Source organism: Bacillus sp. FDAARGOS_1420, assembly GCF_019344915.1.
Taxonomy (GTDB): Bacteria; Bacillota; Bacilli; order Bacillales; family Bacillaceae_G; genus Bacillus_A; species Bacillus_A mycoides.
Window position 1 is genome coordinate 1,905,395 of the sequence record NZ_JAHWJB010000002.1, and the last position, 17,554, is coordinate 1,922,948.

At 33.2% G+C, this 17,554-nt stretch carries 18 protein-coding genes and 1 pseudogene; 6 read left to right on the plus strand and 13 right to left on the minus strand.

All coding sequences use genetic code 11. The annotated features are described in order from the left end of the window. Positions 1–142: 142 nt before the first annotated feature. The 4 genes from I6L50_RS19985 to I6L50_RS20000 form a co-directional block, all read right to left on the minus strand. A complete protein-coding gene (locus I6L50_RS19985) occupies positions 143–655 on the minus strand; it encodes a GNAT family N-acetyltransferase (RefSeq protein WP_219302596.1) in 513 nt (170 codons plus the stop codon). Positions 656–733: 78 nt separating this feature from the next. After that, on the minus strand, positions 734–1,735 hold the full coding sequence (locus I6L50_RS19990) for an HAAS signaling domain-containing protein (protein ID WP_219302597.1): 1,002 nt from the start codon (positions 1,733–1,735) through the stop codon (positions 734–736). Continuing rightward, positions 1,722–2,069 (minus strand): PadR family transcriptional regulator, encoded by a 348-nt coding sequence (locus I6L50_RS19995; RefSeq protein ID WP_219302599.1) that lies wholly within the window; start codon positions 2,067–2,069, stop codon positions 1,722–1,724. Before I6L50_RS19995 ends, I6L50_RS19990 begins: the two co-directional genes overlap by 14 nt. Before the next feature lie 137 nt (positions 2,070–2,206). Further along, a complete protein-coding gene (locus I6L50_RS20000) occupies positions 2,207–2,539 on the minus strand; it encodes a DUF952 domain-containing protein (RefSeq protein WP_219302602.1) in 333 nt (110 codons plus the stop codon). An 82-nt stretch (positions 2,540–2,621) separates the two neighbouring features. Here I6L50_RS20000 and I6L50_RS20005 point away from each other — a divergent pair, with 82 nt between their 5' ends. Together I6L50_RS20005 and I6L50_RS20010 are read left to right on the plus strand one after the other, a co-directional pair. Then, positions 2,622–3,038, plus strand: coding sequence for a hypothetical protein (locus I6L50_RS20005; protein WP_219302604.1), 417 nt, complete (start codon positions 2,622–2,624; stop codon positions 3,036–3,038). Between the two features lie 84 nt (positions 3,039–3,122). After that, complete coding sequence (locus I6L50_RS20010) at positions 3,123–3,851, plus strand: hypothetical protein (RefSeq protein WP_219302606.1); 729 nt, start codon at positions 3,123–3,125, stop codon at positions 3,849–3,851. A gap of 64 nt (positions 3,852–3,915) precedes the next feature. Here I6L50_RS20010 and I6L50_RS20015 read toward each other — a convergent pair whose 3' ends face one another. The 5 genes from I6L50_RS20015 to recQ form a co-directional block, all read right to left on the minus strand. Next, positions 3,916–5,991, minus strand: coding sequence for a HelD family protein (locus I6L50_RS20015; protein WP_219302608.1), 2,076 nt, complete (start codon positions 5,989–5,991; stop codon positions 3,916–3,918). Between the two features lie 117 nt (positions 5,992–6,108). Then, on the minus strand, positions 6,109–6,852 hold the full coding sequence (locus tag I6L50_RS20020) for a class I SAM-dependent methyltransferase (protein WP_219302610.1): 744 nt from the start codon (positions 6,850–6,852) through the stop codon (positions 6,109–6,111). A gap of 226 nt (positions 6,853–7,078) precedes the next feature. Next, complete coding sequence (locus I6L50_RS20025; protein ID WP_219302612.1) at positions 7,079–7,753, minus strand: hypothetical protein; 675 nt, start codon at positions 7,751–7,753, stop codon at positions 7,079–7,081. A 334-nt stretch (positions 7,754–8,087) separates the two neighbouring features. Beyond that, entirely contained in the window at positions 8,088–8,471 is a 384-nt protein-coding gene (locus I6L50_RS20030; RefSeq protein ID WP_219302614.1) for a gamma-glutamylcyclotransferase family protein, read from the minus strand. Between the two features lie 25 nt (positions 8,472–8,496). Then, positions 8,497–10,614: a DNA helicase RecQ gene (gene recQ / locus I6L50_RS20035; RefSeq protein WP_219302616.1), complete on the minus strand. Its 2,118-nt coding sequence runs from the start codon at positions 10,612–10,614 to the stop codon at positions 8,497–8,499. A 1,092-nt stretch (positions 10,615–11,706) separates the two neighbouring features. On the opposite strand from recQ, the gene I6L50_RS20040 reads away from it, so the two are divergent. The 3 genes from I6L50_RS20040 to I6L50_RS20050 all read left to right on the plus strand — a co-directional run bounded on the left by I6L50_RS20040 (position 11,707) and on the right by I6L50_RS20050 (position 13,406). Further along, complete coding sequence (locus tag I6L50_RS20040) at positions 11,707–12,330, plus strand: acetylglutamate kinase (RefSeq protein ID WP_219302618.1); 624 nt, start codon at positions 11,707–11,709, stop codon at positions 12,328–12,330. Between the two features lie 129 nt (positions 12,331–12,459). Continuing rightward, positions 12,460–12,816, plus strand: coding sequence for a hypothetical protein (locus I6L50_RS20045; RefSeq protein WP_000606233.1), 357 nt, complete (start codon positions 12,460–12,462; stop codon positions 12,814–12,816). Positions 12,817–12,953: 137 nt separating this feature from the next. Beyond that, on the plus strand, positions 12,954–13,406 hold the full coding sequence (locus I6L50_RS20050) for a hypothetical protein (protein ID WP_219302620.1): 453 nt from the start codon (positions 12,954–12,956) through the stop codon (positions 13,404–13,406). 51 nt (positions 13,407–13,457) lie between these two features. Here I6L50_RS20050 and I6L50_RS20055 read toward each other — a convergent pair whose 3' ends face one another. Then, on the minus strand, positions 13,458–13,643 hold the full coding sequence (locus I6L50_RS20055) for a hypothetical protein (protein ID WP_002085081.1): 186 nt from the start codon (positions 13,641–13,643) through the stop codon (positions 13,458–13,460). Positions 13,644–13,775: 132 nt separating this feature from the next. Next, a complete protein-coding gene (locus I6L50_RS20060) occupies positions 13,776–14,225 on the minus strand; it encodes a DUF6884 domain-containing protein (protein WP_219302622.1) in 450 nt (149 codons plus the stop codon). A gap of 319 nt (positions 14,226–14,544) precedes the next feature. On the opposite strand from I6L50_RS20060, the gene I6L50_RS20065 reads away from it, so the two are divergent. Beyond that, positions 14,545–14,733 carry a DUF4017 family protein gene (locus I6L50_RS20065; RefSeq protein WP_219302624.1) on the plus strand — a complete coding sequence of 63 codons (189 nt, stop codon included), beginning with the start codon at positions 14,545–14,547 and terminating at the stop codon, positions 14,731–14,733. Positions 14,734–14,754: 21 nt separating this feature from the next. On the opposite strand, the pseudogene I6L50_RS20070 reads toward I6L50_RS20065, so the two are convergent. Both I6L50_RS20070 and ppaC read right to left on the minus strand, forming a co-directional pair. Next, positions 14,755–16,441: pseudogene (locus tag I6L50_RS20070) on the minus strand (M3 family oligoendopeptidase). A 108-nt stretch (positions 16,442–16,549) separates the two neighbouring features. Continuing rightward, positions 16,550–17,479, minus strand: coding sequence for a manganese-dependent inorganic pyrophosphatase (gene ppaC / locus I6L50_RS20075; protein WP_219302626.1), 930 nt, complete (start codon positions 17,477–17,479; stop codon positions 16,550–16,552). Between the last annotated feature and the right edge of the window lie 75 nt (positions 17,480–17,554).

Sequence of the window (17,554 nt, forward strand, 5' to 3'; positions counted from 1 at the left end):
TCGATATAGAATATAAGAATCCTTTTTTGTTAAATGATAATCATGAATACAATAAGAAAAAGATAGCATGAGATTTCTTCATACTATCTTTTGTAATATATACAATTTCTTTTTAAAATTATTTTTACAGTAATAGATACAGCTATTCTTCAGTAGGATTTTTAGGACCATTAAGCTCCAATTGATAAAAAGCTAAATCTAGCCATCGATTGAACTTATAACCGGCTTTTTTTATTGTTCCTGCATGAACAAATCCATAGTTTTGATGCAGGACAATACTTTTCTCATTTTCTGCGTCAATTCCAGCAATTAAGGTCATATATTCTCTTTTCTGTGCAATAGCTATTAGTTCTTTCATTAAAGACTTCCCAATTCCATTTTTTCTATATTCCTTATCAACGTATATAGAATGTTCAATTGAATATTTATAGGCAGGCCATGCTCTAAATGGACCAAATGTCGCAAATCCTACTACTTTATTATCTAGCTCGTAGACTAAAATTGGATAGCCATCAGCCTTTTTTTGTTCATACCAATCTATTCTATTTTCAAGGGTTACAGGTTTGTACGCATATACAGCTGTTGAATTAAGGATTGCATCATTATAAATATCTAAAATAAATGTTACATCTTCTTTCATTGCTTCCCTTATCATTGTTTTCTTCCTTTCATAATGATCTTTCTCTGTACCTTTCTTTCAACTGATCTACCTAATAATAATACAAACTTATTTTTACAACCGAATTCTAGATTTTCGAAAACCATCAATTGCATTTAGTACCGCAGATAATATGGAGATAATTATCCCTCCACCAATTAACCACGTTTTAAATTCCTCTGGAGAAATTGTAAACACATTTGCCACATACGTAATGAATCCTTCGTTAAATAAATGAGGATTTACTACGATTACAATGAATACTATTGTTGCAGCTAGCTGTAGTATTGCATTCCCAATTGCCACTCTTTTCGTCCATTGTCCTTGCACTAACTTATAAAGAGATATACCTATTTCGAAAACAATCATAATTACAACGATTGGCCAGTACTGAAGTAAAACATCTTGATTAAAAGTTGGCGCGACAAACTTCAGTCCGTTTTCTGTACCATGATATACACCTACAAGATGATTCGCATAAAAGTAAAGTGTAGCCCACACTGCTGTCCACATTAAACCTCCAAAAACTTCAAACTTCGAGATTGACTTTTTCTTTGGAACATACGAGATATTTTTCAAATCATCAGGAGTCCATTTTTTTAAACTTGTCGTCAACGGTTGGGTACCTTTGTCTTTATCTGTTCTTTCTAAAATAGCAAATACAAGTGTCAACCAGAAAAATACATGGAGGCCTACTTCGACAATTTCCCCAATGCCTTTACCTATCAATTTTAAAATAACATCTAATACTGCTTGATCACCACTATAGCCTATAAAATTTTCTGCAACCATTGCAATGAGTGCGATAACAGCTGCAATTGGTATAATCATTTTTAATAATGTCGTATATACATCAAAATAACGCGGTCCAATTAAATACATCGGTCTATCCAAATACCCATTAGCCAATGAAACTGGGCTCCCCAATTTTTCAAGGACACTCTTTACATCTTCTTCATTATAATCATCAGGTAACATATCCTCTATAGTTGACCGGAGTTCTAATGTAATATCTTCACGATTTTTTTCAGGTAATCTCTTCGCAACTTCTTGGATATAGATATCAATTAAATTCATTCTCGTCCTCCTCCTTTAATAAGTTATAAAGTTCTTTCGAATCCTTTATCCATTCCTTTTTCAATTGCAAAAATATATCTAATCCATATTCACTTAAAACATAATATTTACGAGGTCTACTCTCCGTTTTATCCCAACTACTCGTCACTAGCTCTTGTTTTTCTAATCGGCGAAGTAGTGGATATAAAGTACTTTGATCTATCATGATTCCTGATTGCTCCAATAACTGGACAAGTGAATAACCATACTGCGGTGTTCTTAATTGGCTTAAAACTGCTAATGTCAACGTCCCTCTTCTTAGCTCAGTAATTAATGAATTTAATAAAGCATCCATTTACCCACCTCATTTGCATTACTATATGTCATACAGTATATGTTTTATACTATGTATCGTACAGTATAGTTGTGACAAAAGCAATCTTTTCTTATTTTCTTGCAGCTTACTAACAAACTTAAATACCATTAATACTTTTAACTATGTACCTCTGGTAATATAAACTCTCCTTTTTCTTTAGAAAATGGGACAACCTCTACAATCGCCTCAACATTAATTACTCCATATACATGCGGGTATTCTTGACCGTTTGAAGCAAGTTCATATTTTGTTTCTGCTTTTACAAGAGATGGATCTATTGTAAGTAATAAAACATCTTTTTCATGATTGAAATGTTTTTGAGCAACTTTTAAAGCTTGGTCTAATAATGAACAATGAATAAATCCCTCTTCTTTAAGTGAAGCTTCATTAATCTCTCCAATGTTTTTCGCGATTCTCCAATTTCTTTTTGTTATTACTTTTGCAATCATAGTTACTCTCCTTTTTTAATATATGTAATGATATAATAATACTAAAATTTTCAACACATGATTAATAGATTGGAGACTTATAATGGATAAAAAATTAGAAGAGATCATTGTAAAATCATTTTTTACTAAACGACTTCAAGGTAGAATCATGTTTGAGCTTTCTTCTACTAAGAAACATAAAGATGCGATAGGTCGACTTTGCCATAATTACAGAACTACGTTACGTGAAGAATATATGATTGAAATTCCTAAACCTAATTCGTGTCCAATTGATATAGGTCGTCTGTTAAAAAAACATGGGGCCGATGATTCTTGCTACGCCATATCATGGGACACAAAAATTGATGGGAAAACCCTCCCTTTGCTAGACGCATTAGAGGCTGCTGTTGGAATGGGAATGCCTTCTATTCTATACTCAATTACAAATCAAGTTGCGTATTTTGAAGCAGAACAAGAAACACTTCCATCACCAAGATTTATACTTAAACGCACATATTAAAGCATATAACTCCAGTGAATTTTTTCTATATGCTTACGTTATTCAATTAAAATAGCATTTTATCGGGATGGAGATACATAACTAATGAGTAAAAATCACACTGCACTACAAGCCATTATTATACATATGAATACAAATGAGAACTGGCATGATTTTATTTCTTACTGTCAGCAGCTCGAAGCAGGACTACGAAACTTAGCTTTTAAGCATTTAGAAACATTTATTTCAAATGCAAAGAAATGGGAACTCAAAGAACAACAAGAGTTTGCTATTACGCTGTTTACTATTTTAGATACATCAAACGAAAAAAATGAAGTGTTAACTTTCCCACTAAATCGTTTTCTAATAGACATTCTATATCGATGGATAGAAAAGGATCCATCTGATTCAAGACCTTTTAGATGGATGGGACTTTATATGGGTTCCGGAAATACTGATGAGGATTTGGAACAACTTCTCCAAAAAACCATTGAATTAGGTGGCGATACAGAACAAGAGGCAATGATACATCTTGTTTCTTACTATATAAATAGCTTAGAGTTTGGTACGCATGAATTTCCATCAGGTTATTGCGGAGATTTAAACGAATGTATTGAAAAACTTCCCTATATGATTCAATTAATTGAGAGAATTCGGGATGAGAACATAAAAGAACAAATAATATGGCAAACACAAGAGCAACTAAACTTAATTCTAGATTGGTTAAAGAATACACAAAATCCGGTAGATGCTGTTCGTCTATGGGAAAAAGAGCAGATTCAGGAATTTGAGAATATGATATTTTATTATTTAAAAAACAGCTTAGATTGTTAATTCATATACCTTTTAACTATAAAAAGAGGATTTTCATGAACTACTAGAAAATCCTCTTTTTTATTTATTTTAATCCCTTAATTAAAGGTGATACTTCCCCGCTATAGAAAATCCATAAATCATGAAGCGACCTTGTACATCCGACATACAATAATTTCGCATCATGTTTTGTATTTTTGTAATGTTCTTCATCAACGTCGATTAGAAGTACGGCATCAAATTCTAACCCTTTCGCCAAGTATACTGGCACTACGGAAATACCACCTTCATACTTGCTTTGATCTGCTTCAATGACATTAACTGTCAACCCTACATTTGTTAATTTCTCATATATATCACGGCATTCATCATCTGTTCTACCAATTACCGCGATTGTTTGCACATCTTCATTTTGCAAATGCTGTAATGTCTTTAAAACTTCAGTAAATTGGTCCTCTGCCCGGATTACTTTCACGTCTTCCCCGCTACGGAAAACTGGTGTTGCGAGTCCTACTGGAATCTCTGCATTTTTAATTATTTCATTCGCGAATTCAATAATTTCTTTTGTAGAACGATAACTTCTCGTCAGTTCATAATAACCTGTTTCTTGGAATACTTCCTTAAAAGCATTCCAGTCTTCAATTCCTTGATAATCATAAATCGCTTGAGATAAATCACCTAATATGGTGAAAGAATTACCTAGTGTAATTTCTTTTAATACATACACTTGGAATGGTGAAAAATCTTGTGCTTCATCAATAACGACGTGATGAAACTTCTGTCCGATTTCAATTCCATTTATGCGATGGTGTATGTAAATTAAAGCTGGTAAATCTTCTACATATACTTCTTTTTTACGGCAATTCTTTTCTGTTTCTTGAACAAGTTCTTCAGGTAATACTTCGAGTATTTCTTTACTCTTCATCATCGAACTATATAGTGAAAGTGCGCTCATTTTTGGCCAAAAATTCATATATGTATTTAATCTCTTTGTTGCTTCTTTTTTTAGTAACTTTTTCTCGTTTGTTTCTCCAAACTTTTTAAGTTCAATTTCAATCCAGCGCTTCATTCGGCCGACTAAACGTTCTCTTCTTTTCTTTAATGGATAATGTTTATATTCAACTTGCATCCATTTTTTAACGTCTTCCACTGGAATAACTGCTTTATCCCATGCCTCAAAATCTTTTGTCGGTACTAATTCTTTTTCAAATTGAATCATTCTTTCTTCAATAAACGACTTAAATTCCAGCGTGCCTTTTAATTTTCCGAGCATAACCTTTTTTTCATCGCGATTAATTGAAAAAGCCTCTTTCAATTTTTCTTCTGTCTGCTTCAGTTTCACCGAACCATCTAACAGACGCAATGCCCAATCTGGAAACGTTGTTTGACTAATATTTCCTACCCCTAACTCAGGAAGTACACTTGAAATATAGTCTAAAAACAAACTGTTTGGAGCGAATACGATCATTCTCTCCGCTTCAAGTTGTTCACGATATTCATAAATTAAAAAAGCAAGGCGATGTAAAGCGATCGTTGTTTTTCCGCTCCCTGCAACCCCTTGAATTAATAATGGTAAGTTTCTTTCCGCACGTATAATATCATTTTGCTCCGATTGTATAGTCGAAACGATATCTTTCAATTTGTTATCTTTATTCTCACCTAATCGATATAGAAGAAAATCATCAGCATGTGAGACATCTTCATTTCCTTTCACATATGTATCAACAACACGTTCTAGTTCTCTCTTTCGAATCGAAATGTTTCGTTTTAAATAAACATCGCCTTCTACTAATCCGTCTGGTGAATGATAAAATGCTAATTCTTCACCACCGGTAAATGAATAAAACATACTTGCGACAGGTGCACGCCAATCAATTACAATTGGTTTCATCGTATCTTTATCCGAAACACCTACTTTACCGATGTAAATCGGCATTACGTCTTCCTTGCCATTTTCCTGAAAGTCTAATCTTCCAAAATACGGCTCATGTACACCAATACGTAAGCTTTGTCTATTAGACTCCCTCATACTTTCAAGAATTTGCTCTTTAAAATCTTCTCCATAATAAACCGGGATTTTTTCAAGCTGTTCTAATTGATCATCCATCGTACTTAAAGTATCTTTCATTTTTTGTAACTCTTCGTCAAAAATGTTGTTCATTTGATGATTCCCTCCTGTCCGTTCCAATTTTTTCAGTCGAAATATAATTGTATTAAAAATCCATTCATAAAGTCAATAGTTTTAGTGAGAATTTTCTAAATTAAAAAAGAGTAGAGATTAATCCCTACTCTTCCTTACTTTAATTCGATATGCCAAACATTCATTTAATGTTGCCAATTCTTTATATTTTCGTTTTTCAAAATCATATGCTCCCCCAGGGAAGAATCCCATAATACTTAAACTAGCTTCAGCACATAGATTGCTAATCTCATCTACCGTATAACATCGTAAAGACTGTGTTACTACATCATTTGGATAATTAGGGTCCCACCAATGATCTAACATTCTTTCATTTATACTATCATATTCGTATTTTCGCATAGCTGCACTTAAGGACATTTCTTGTCCACTTACTTTTTTCCAATACAATGGTTGATAAATATCAATAAGTGCACATCCTTCATCCTTCATCCAATCTTTAATCCGTTTTAATAGAATCAATTGCTCATCATCTGTTCCTACACCAAATCCGTCTAAATAACTAACAACATCAAACTTTTCTTCAAAGTTAATTTTATAAAAATCAGCGCAATGAATATCTATATTATTAGTAGAATGTTCTTTTGCAAACATAACTAACTCTGGTACAAGTTCAACCGTAGTCATTTTCACTTGTAACCTAGACATCGCCCTTGCAAATCTACCATTTCCTGCTCCTAGTTCTAACATCGCTTGAAATGGATGACCAACTTGTTCTTGAACTTCTTTAGCAACCTGCTCTAGCCAGCTTTCTGTATTGATATCGTAATTCGACAATTCAAATTGTTTTTTGTAAAATTCCTTCACATTTAATTCGTTCATTATTATTCTCCTCCTGCAATAGATTTTTCTACTACAGGTGAGAAACTAAATTTCTGATACCCATAATAATTCCCCTTTCACTTAACACTACAAGTCCAAATATAGTAAAACATTTCCTCTGCACTACATCTAACATAATATCGAAATAGACAGAACATTACAACTTAACTCCATATAATTTCTCTACTGAATGCTACCAGTTATACAGTATGTTAAATAACTAAACTTACATGCTCGAAAATGGAGCGTGTTTCCTTATTAAAAGATTAGGTAATTTCTCTTTAATATGTATTATTACCCTGCGCAAAAATGTAACCTCCTGCAACCGCTCGTTGTATTCTTCTAATTGCACTAAATGCTCATAATTACTTTGAAATATTTCGCTTTTTAACATACCATTCAAATCCATAACTAAGAAAAGTGTTAACGTAGTTAAAAATTGTCTCCCACCTTCCAAAGATCTTTGTCGTAAAAACATAAGAATTTGGTTTTTCGTTTGAAGGCAAATATATTTTTTTTGAACCGTTATACCTAATACACGCTTTTCGATTATCTTTATTTGCTTTTTATGTTGTATACACTCCAGTATTGAATTATATAGTTTGTGGGTTAATTGTTGTTTACTGCAAATCATCATTAACCATATTTTTATACCATGCTTATCTCCTAAATGCTCTGTTGCATCTAAAGTTTGTTGCAAATAAGAAATATTTGATGACTTTCCAGTTCTCCTTACATTAAATTCATGATCTATGTGAATATGATTTTGAAGATAAAGTTCTAACAATATATTTATTGTTATGAACATTTCTATATTCGATTGATAAGGAGCTTTTATCGTTTCTGTTTCATCATCTACAGATAATAAAAGAAACAACTCAGGTATTGTTAAACTTTCCATTTGTTATCACCTTCCTTTAATTCGAAACTTTAATTTAAATATATTCACTGTTTAGTTCGCAAGTCCTCTTTACCTATTAATATAGTAACTAATAAAAGCGGATGATAAAAAGTAACCTTAACACTAAAAAACAAATAAAACCCGAACTATGACCGTTTTACAAGCGGCCACTATCCAGGTTTTATATTACTCATAACTATAAATAAGTTTTTATACCGCATTAACGAGCCGTAAGACTCCCACCTCCCACCTCAAACTTCAGCTAAGCAAAGAAGTTAGGTGGGAGATCAACTGTCCGTAAAGGCACGATTGGCTCAATGATTAAAGCTTCACTTTATTTCTCTCTTTGATACTCCAGCCAATCACCAGAAATGATAACTTTCTTTAACATTTCACTACCTTGAGCAATATACACAAATGCACGTATTTCTCTATCACCTAAATAAATCGTTTCGGTGATTCGGTCATATAAATCACTCTCTGCATTACCTGTGTATTCTTCAAGTTCATCTAACTTTTGCAGAACATCATCATTTACTTCATAAACTTCTCCGTATACCTTTTCCCCATTTGAACAAATCATCGCAGGATACCCTTCGTATGTATCAAATAATTTACCATACGTCCATGCTTCGTCTGCGATGCATATTGCACCTTGCATAAAATGAGCATTCGTTTGCTCTTTTCTTAACGTGCCATACACGAAAACGTGATGCATAAATCCCTATCCCCTTTATATGTCTCTACTTTCTAATTTGTAAATAAGCACGAATCATAAAGTAACTCACTTCGTTTGGAAGTTGGTCCTTAATCGATTTCAGACCACCCTCTGCATTTTGCACGGCAGTTTCAATCAGTGATTCATATTCTGCAGGAACAAAACTGTTCCAGTCTACTTCCATTCCATCTTCAAAGCAGCGAATTAAATGATTTTCAATTGTTTGTCTTGATAAGCTACGTTCTTTCGCAATTTCATCTAGATCAATGCCTTGTTTATACATTTCATACGTTTCTAAATGAGAATTCGCTGACGCTTTTCCTGATTTTTTACTCTCTGAAACAACTTCAGTCTTAATTGTTTCCGCATAGTTTGGGTTATCCTCAATAAAGTGCTGAACTGCTTGTAAGAAGTGAGACCCGTACTTCACGAGTTTGTGTTCTCCGATTCCTTTTACAGTTAGGAGTTCGGAGTCACTTTGTGGCATTTTCGCACACATATCTTTTAACGTTTGGTCAGAGAAAATAACGAACGGCGGTACACCTTCTCCTTGTGCAATTTCTTTACGCACTTCACGAAGCACTTCAAATAAAGGATGGTCTTGAACAATTTGTCTCGTTTCTACTCGTTCTTTGCGTAAAACATTCTCTTTACCAAGTAATACTTCTTTTCCTTTTTCCGTTACTTTTAATGTTGGATACGTACCATGTTCAACTGCAATTAACTCATCTGAAATTAAAAACTCAATAAACTCACTGACTTCTTTTACACTACGGTTTGATAAAAGACCGTACGTTGGCAAAGTATGAAAATTAAATTCAATGACTTTCTTATTTTTAGATCCAGTTAATACTTGTGCAATCATTTGCTTTCCGAATCGTTGGTTCGTCCTAATCATACAAGATAGTACCATTTGGGATTCTCTCGTCACATCGATACTTTCACGGTCGTCCGTACAATTACCGCAGCGACCACAATCTTCCTTCGGCTCTTCTCCGAAGTATTGCAAAATAAATGATTGTAAACATTGTTCTGTATGACAATAATCGGTCATATTTTGGAGTTTTTCAATCTCATTTGAAAAACGTGATTCTCCAGTTGATTGATCGATTAAAAAGCGTTGTACTTGCACATCTTGAGAAGAATATAACAAAATACATTCACTATCTAATCCATCACGACCAGCACGTCCTGCTTCTTGATAGTAACTTTCCATATTTTTTGGAAGTTGATAATGGATAACGTAACGTATATTCGATTTATCTATACCCATTCCAAATGCAGATGTTGCCACCATAACACTTATTTCATCTCGTAAAAAGAGTTCTTGCTGTTCATTTCGATCGTGGTCGCTCATACCAGCATGATATTTCGATACAGAAACTCCTGCTTTCCCTAAATCTTCATATAACTGATCGACAACTTTTCTTGTAGCTGCATATATAATCCCAGATTCCTTCTGATTTTGACGAATATAATCCGCTAAATAAGCATTACGATCCTGTCCTTTAATGACAGAGAATGATAAGTTTTCGCGCTCAAACGTTGTCATAATCGTGTTTTCTTGATTAATTCCAAGTGTGTTGCAAATATCTTCACGAACTTGTGGTGTTGCCGTCGCTGTTAACGCTAATACGAGCGGCTTTTCTGGAAGATAATCTAATATGCGATGTATATGTAAATAACTAGGACGGAAATCATGTCCCCACTGCGAAATACAGTGCGCCTCATCAATTGCAATCATCGGGATTTTCATATCGATAAGTTGATCAACAAATTCCATTGAATCAAGACGCTCAGGCGCCACATAAAGTAACTTATAATGGCCTTGTTTCGCTAATTGAATTCGTTGATTTGCTTCTGTAATAGAAATGGAACTATTAATATAAGTAGCTGAAATACCGTTTTGTACTAATGTATCTACTTGGTCTTTCATAAGTGAAATCAAAGGTGAAATAACTAATGTCGTTCCTTCGAATACTAATGCGGGAATTTGATAACAAATTGACTTACCACCACCCGTAGGCATAATACAGACTGTATCTTTCCCATCTAATACATTTTTAATTGTTTCATCTTGTCCTCTTCGGAATGAAGAATAACCGAAATAAGACGCTAAAAGTTCTTGTGCTTTTGTAAACAAAAAAGAGTCACCTGCTTTTCTTTATCTTTCATCTATTCCCATTATATCATCAAACTGATTCTCGCCACTTTGAATTTTATAAGTATTTGAGTTCTATTTGCTTTCTACGTTTTCCAACATAAAAAAACAAATCTAGTACACAAGAAGAAAGAATTTCAAAATAAATATTCATTTAATTTACCTTCCTAGAATACTACTAATCGTATACATATGAATTTGAGGAGGTTAAATTATGAAGAGTCGTTACAATAATTCCAACAAACCTAAAGCGTCAAATAAACAACTCCAATTCTCTAATAATGATGCGTGGAAATATGAATCATTTTATAAGTATCAGCCCTTATTTTCTTATAGCAAGCTTATGAATTTCCTTTCTCAACTTTTTAAACGTTAATACATGTGCCAAATATATATCATTCAAACAAATTTTCTCAACATATAACTTATAGACTTACTACAATACAGTTGTTACCATATATAATAATCTGTTAGATAAACCCCTTATGTTGACCTGCTTAAATTAGCAGGTCTTTTTTTATACTTGCATATCGCAATATATCGTAGCCTGGTTGAAAAGTCTTTTCTCCATTTTAGAACCCTATTCCGCTCTCCACAAATGATTATAATTCCAAAAAGCAAAATATAAATCCGCTACATTCATACAAGCAATTCATTTTTTCTCAATACACAAAGTGAATTTCATTTGTTACTATAAAAGTACTCTAGATGAGTTTTTGCTCATCAACATTATCTAGTTAAAGGGGTCTGCCACGGGAAGCAGACCCCTTTAACTTTATTAAAAAGTACCCTTCTTATTTGGACACATTTACCAGGTTTTTTTGAAAGAATTTTATGTTAATATTACGTAGTCGAGTCCGACATCTCGACAATACCCTTTAGAGGTCCTGTAATTTCCCTTGCAGGACCTCTATTATTTTAAAATTCTTTTGATTTATATATATCATAAGTATATTTTTCATTCCCCTTCAACTTTCTCCTTTTCCAACTCTCAAAAAAACTCTTGGACACGTAACTTAAAAATAACGTTTATCATATTGTGAGATATACATGTTCAAAGGAGTGTAACTATTTATGTATACTTATTGGCAATCGTATTACTCCCCTTATCATATCACTAATGGAAACTTCGATTCATTTGTAAGAAATTACCCAGTTAGTAAAAACGAAAACTTTCTAAAAGGATATATGCGTTCTTTATGGGAACAACACGTTGCTTGGACACGATTAGCCATTATAGGCATCATCTTTAACTTGCCCGACGTAAACGTTACCGTTGGACGTCTTCTACAAAATGCAACACACATGGGGCTATCACTTGAACCATTCTACGGAGAAAATGCAGTAAAAAAATATAGTGCATTAATTAAAGACCACTTAACAATCGCTGCTGATCTTGTTAAAGCCGCAAAAGCTGGTGATCAAAACGCAGCGGCCGCTATAGAAAAGAAATGGTACGCTAATGGAGACGAAATTGTTGAGTTTCTAACTAGTATCAATCCATATATAGAAAAAGAAGAATTTAGAAAAATGTTTTATGAGCATTTAGCGTTAACGAAAGCGGAAGCACTTGCCTTCCTAAATAAAGATTATGATGCCAGTGTAAAACTATACGATAAAATTGAAAAAGAAGCATTAGAAATGGCCGACATGATAACAGACGCAATCGTAAAACAATTTCCGCAAGTATTTCAATAAAAATAAGCCGATTTGAAAAAACAAATCGGCTTATTTAGCTTTCTATCAATGATATTTCACTACTCCTCTTTACATTTAACGTATATCGATATATTTTATTAATATCCGTTTTTTATAGGAGGAAATAGTTTGATTAACGCAATTGGTCTCGTATTTATTCTCACAAATAAGCACGAGAAAAAGAAGAAAGTTTATCTGAATGAAAAATTCGCATTAATAGACATTATTGATTCTAAAGAAGTATTTGATGATGAAGGTAACTCATTAGTAGAACTAACATGTAAATACAGCATATACTTAGACGAAAAATACTACTGTAAATCTCTCGATGATTATACTGGACAAGTATTCCCCTTCTTAAGCGCAAAAATAGGAAAGGGACTTCTTAGAAACTTAAATTATTACTTTTCTTACGTTGATGCCTATGATAAAAAACCACCTGTTAAAGAAATAAGACCGCTTATGAAACAAGTAACTAACAGATAGCGGACAGTATTCAAAAAGAAAGCACCTAACTTCAGATGCTTTCTTTTTTTGAATCAGTAACTCTCTAACTTTCATCTCCTTCTAAATATATATACCCACGCATACTTTAAAATAAAAACATTGGAGGATTAGGCTGAATGAAATATTCAGAATCAATCGTAAGTAAACGGCTTCGAAAACTTAAAACAACTGGTATATTTTTTATACTATTTTTAATCGCATGGATTGGATATACAAAATTCCTTTATGGAAATGGTTTTCTTCTAGAAAAGAAAAATTCAGTTGAAGTAATGAATACTAGCGTTACTGGAGAAATAGAAAAGAATTTCGATGTAAACTTACAAGGCTTTCGTAAAACGAACCTTGATACACTTATAGATGCTAGTAAAACCGATCCTAGCGAACTATCCTTAATTAAACTTATCAACACATCTTGTTCTAAAGATTGCATTGGCGAACCTTTAACTTACGTTAAATCAAACCACGGATATATCTTTTATAAGGAATCTAATGGTACTAATGTAACTTTAAAGATTATAAAACAGGATTCATGGGAAATTGAAAAAAAATCTGTTCAAGATGGAATTTAAAAGGTTTATACACAAAAAGAGTACTTACTTCAAAGTACTCTTTTTAAAATATTACCACTTACGACATTTATCATCATCGTCGTCACGTTTACGATTGCGACGGCAATCATCACAATCACAGTCACGTTTACGTCTACAACCACAATCATCACAATCTCTACGTCTACATCTTCCAAACATTAAATCATCCCAAAATCTATTACAATCTCTGCGTCTACAACCACAATTATTACACATGAATATGATTCCCTCCTAATATAAAATAGAATTCATCATATTCTATGTTTAAAAACGTAAAAAGGCTTGTTTACTAGTCTATTTTAAATGTATTAATTTGGCATGATTTTAATCTATATTACTAATTTATCCCTATACTTCCTTCTGCCCTTCCACTGCCCCATTCAACCTCTGCAACATATACCCAATCCCTCTACATCCCACTAACGGATATGTGATGATTTCTTCTGGATATAGCTTCGTCACTACTTTTTTATGCTTCTTTCCCGCAAGTAAGACGATCTCTTCAAACTGAAGTAAATCTTTATCAATCATCTGTTGTTTTAATTGTTCTATGCTAATAATCTCATTACTCTTTGAATCAAATGCAAGATCATAGTTTTCTTGTACGATATCATTTGGTCTTAAGAATCCATGCTTTGCTGATAATATAACCCAATTCTCAAAAAACTCAGTTGCATACGCCTGACATGCTTTTCTGAATGGACTAATATATACATCTTTTGCCTCTGCCTCTCCATAATCTGAGTACTTATCCCAAATTTTCTTCTTTCCGCATGGAATTATGCATAACCTTTTCATCGTTATTTCTTACCTCGATTCTATATTTCTTATGAAATATCAATTTTCCAGTACATTTTTTTACAGAATACTATATACTAATCTTGAAAGATCAAATTACATTATATTCTATATTTGGTTTAATTTATTTCACAACAGTCTATTAAGCATATATATTATTACATAAACATACCGTACTAAAGTCACTTTCATACAGCATGCAAACACGTCATCCTTTAGTGAATTTGTAAAAATTTCATAAAATCAAGTACACTTAATCTCCCAATCGCTATTTAATAGTAAAATATATAAATGTAGTATGAAAAGGAGGTGAACAACTATGAAAAATATACTCCCAGCATTATTAGCTTATATTATTGTTTGTATCATCGCAATTATCATTCCAGCATCTGACGGCTATAATACTATAGGTTGGAAATTCTTTGTTGGGCAAGCGTACGCAATACCTATTTTCATTATTGCTGCTATTGTTACATTTTATATAAACAAGAAACGATCTTATGAATAAAGAGGATAGCGAATGCTATCCTTATTTTAATTCACTTATAAACTTCAATACAGCTCCAGCAGTACTTTGTACCGTTTCTTGCGAAAAATCAAATGCAACACCTGTATTTTCATAGATTTCCTGTATGGAAAAATTCCAATCCGCACTCGTTCCCTCTTTAAAGAAAGTAATCGCTTTTTCTTGATTCTCCCGATATTTTTGAAATAATTGTAGTGCTCCTAATTGTGCAATTGCATATTCAATTTTGTAAAAAGGATACTGAATATAATGGAACGATTCTATCCAACTCGCACCAAGCCCTTCCTCATAGCCTGTAATATCGATTGACGAAAATTTATACCTTTTACATAATTCAAGATATTTCTCATCCCGTTCTTCTGATGAATGATTTGGATTGGTATAGAGCCAATGCTGAAATAGATCACCTGAAACTGGCGTAATTAATAAAGACAAAGCTCGATGCAGTTGTTCTCGTTGTGCTTTCTTATATTCATTCTCTTCCTTATAAAAAATGTTAAGTTTATCCATTAGTAATAGCTCGAGACTATGAGAATACAACTCAGCTACTTCTTCACGAAGATATTTTTCTTGCATACTACTTTCATTGTTAAACTGTTTATTGAAATGAAGTGCATGACCCACTTCATGTATGAGTGCATTAATTGCGTTAAATGATGGACTAAAATTAGAATAAATAAAAACCTCTTGGTTATAAGGTAAGGTAAAACAAGCAGCCCCCGGCGCCTTATTTTCTCGTTCTTCTACGTCAATTAATCCTGATTTCCTTATATGAATAAATTCCTCATGAAAATATGAATCTGTCTTTCTTAACATCTCTTCAATCCCATCCAATAAATCATTGGAATTTTGAAATGAAACTTTCTGCAATGTACAAGGAGCAAGATCCCATGGAAGATACGCTTTTACACCAAGATCCTTTTTAAAAAGATTTCCTAATCGTTTCCATACGGGTACAACCAGCTTCTCTATAGATTCATGAAGCGTATAACAGTCTTCAATACTATATTCTCTGTTTTTTAGCTTAAAAATATATTCGCTATAATTGTTAAACCCTGCATTTAGGGCCATTTGATTCCGTAATTGTACAAGTTCATTCATAATACAATCTATTTCTGGTTTTACTACACTTCGTGCTTCACATAAAGCATGCCATGCCTTTTCACGAATGCTTCTATTTGAGTGCTTTAACGTATGCGTACGTCCTTATTTCATTGTTCCAATTGATTGTTATGTTAGACATAATTTCTCTATACTTCGTTATAAAACCCTCCTCCTTAACGGCAAGAGAAATATTCTTTTCATTAAATAATTCGCTGTTCACCAATCTTACTTTTTTCATGTATCCGTATTTTCGTTCATCCAATAGCTTTGAAAACGGACAATCACTAAATTTCCGATCAAATTTTGCATTGTATTTTTTTAAAAGTGGTTGAATACTATTTTGGTTATATTTATGTAGATTACGTATTGTACTGTCTTTCGTATCTCTATACACAGCAATTAATTGACTCGTTAACACCTCTTCTACTTCAGCAGTTAAACGCTGTTCCTTTATTAGCCATTCCTCTAATTCAGCAACAGAAGAAATATTTTGATTTAAAAGTGATTGAAATTTGTTTTCCAACGTTTTCAAGTCATAACATTTCCTATTTCCATCCCTTTTTAACGTCTTTGAACCATTAAACATACACAACCCTCCTTGTTTTAAATTATAATTTTCTGTCATTTTAAAAAAGAAAAAAACAAGTAGCCAATATGACTACTTGTCCTTTCTGTTTATCCGTACTCAATATTATTAAGCTTGGAATGTTTCTGTTAGTACAGGAACGATTTGTTTTTTACGAGATACAACACCTTTTAAAGTAGCTGTGTTGTTTTGTAATGTTACGCTGTAAGCTTTCTCAACAACGTTTGTTGCTTTACCAATCGCAAGACCGACAGAATCGTTAGTTAAGATATCAGTTACAACGAATAAGAATAGGTCTAAGCCTTTTTCTTCTACTACTGCAGAGATAACTTTTTCAAGTTCCGCTTGGTGTACAAGAACGTCGTTTGTATCAACAGCGTTTACTTGTGCGATTTCAACTTTCGCGTTACCCATTTGGAATTCTTTAGCGTCAAGGGAGATTAATTGCTCCATTGTTTTTCCGCTTAAGTCAGCACCAGCTTTTAACATTTCTAAGCCGTAGCTATCTGCATCTACACCAGCGATTTCCGCTAATTCACGAGCTGCTGCTACGTCTTGCTCTGTGCAAGTTGGAGATTTGAATAGTAAAGAATCTGAAATGATTGCAGATAACATTAAACCTGCAACTTCTTTACGAATTGTAACGCCATTTTCTTTGTACATTTTGTTTAAGATTGTAGCTGTACATCCAACTGGCTCACAACGGTAGTAAATAGGATCGCTTGTTTCAAAGTTAGCAATACGGTGATGGTCAATAACTTCTAACACACGAACAGATTCGATATCGTTAGCACTTTGTTGACGCTCGTTATGGTCAACTAAAATAACGTTGTCCACTTCGTTTGCTACTGTCTCAACAAAACGCGGTCCTTCTACTTTAAAAGAGTCTAACGCAAATTGAGTTTCACCGCTGATTTCGCCTAAACGTACAGGCTCAGCATTCATTCCTAATTCTTTTTTCAATTCTGCATAAGCAATCGCAGAACAAATTGCATCTGTATCTGGGTTTTTATGCCCGAAAACTAGTACTTTTTCCATGTTTTCCACCTCTTCATGAAAAGGATATCTTAAAGAAGCAAATATGACAATATTTAAAGCCGAATTTTTTATAAA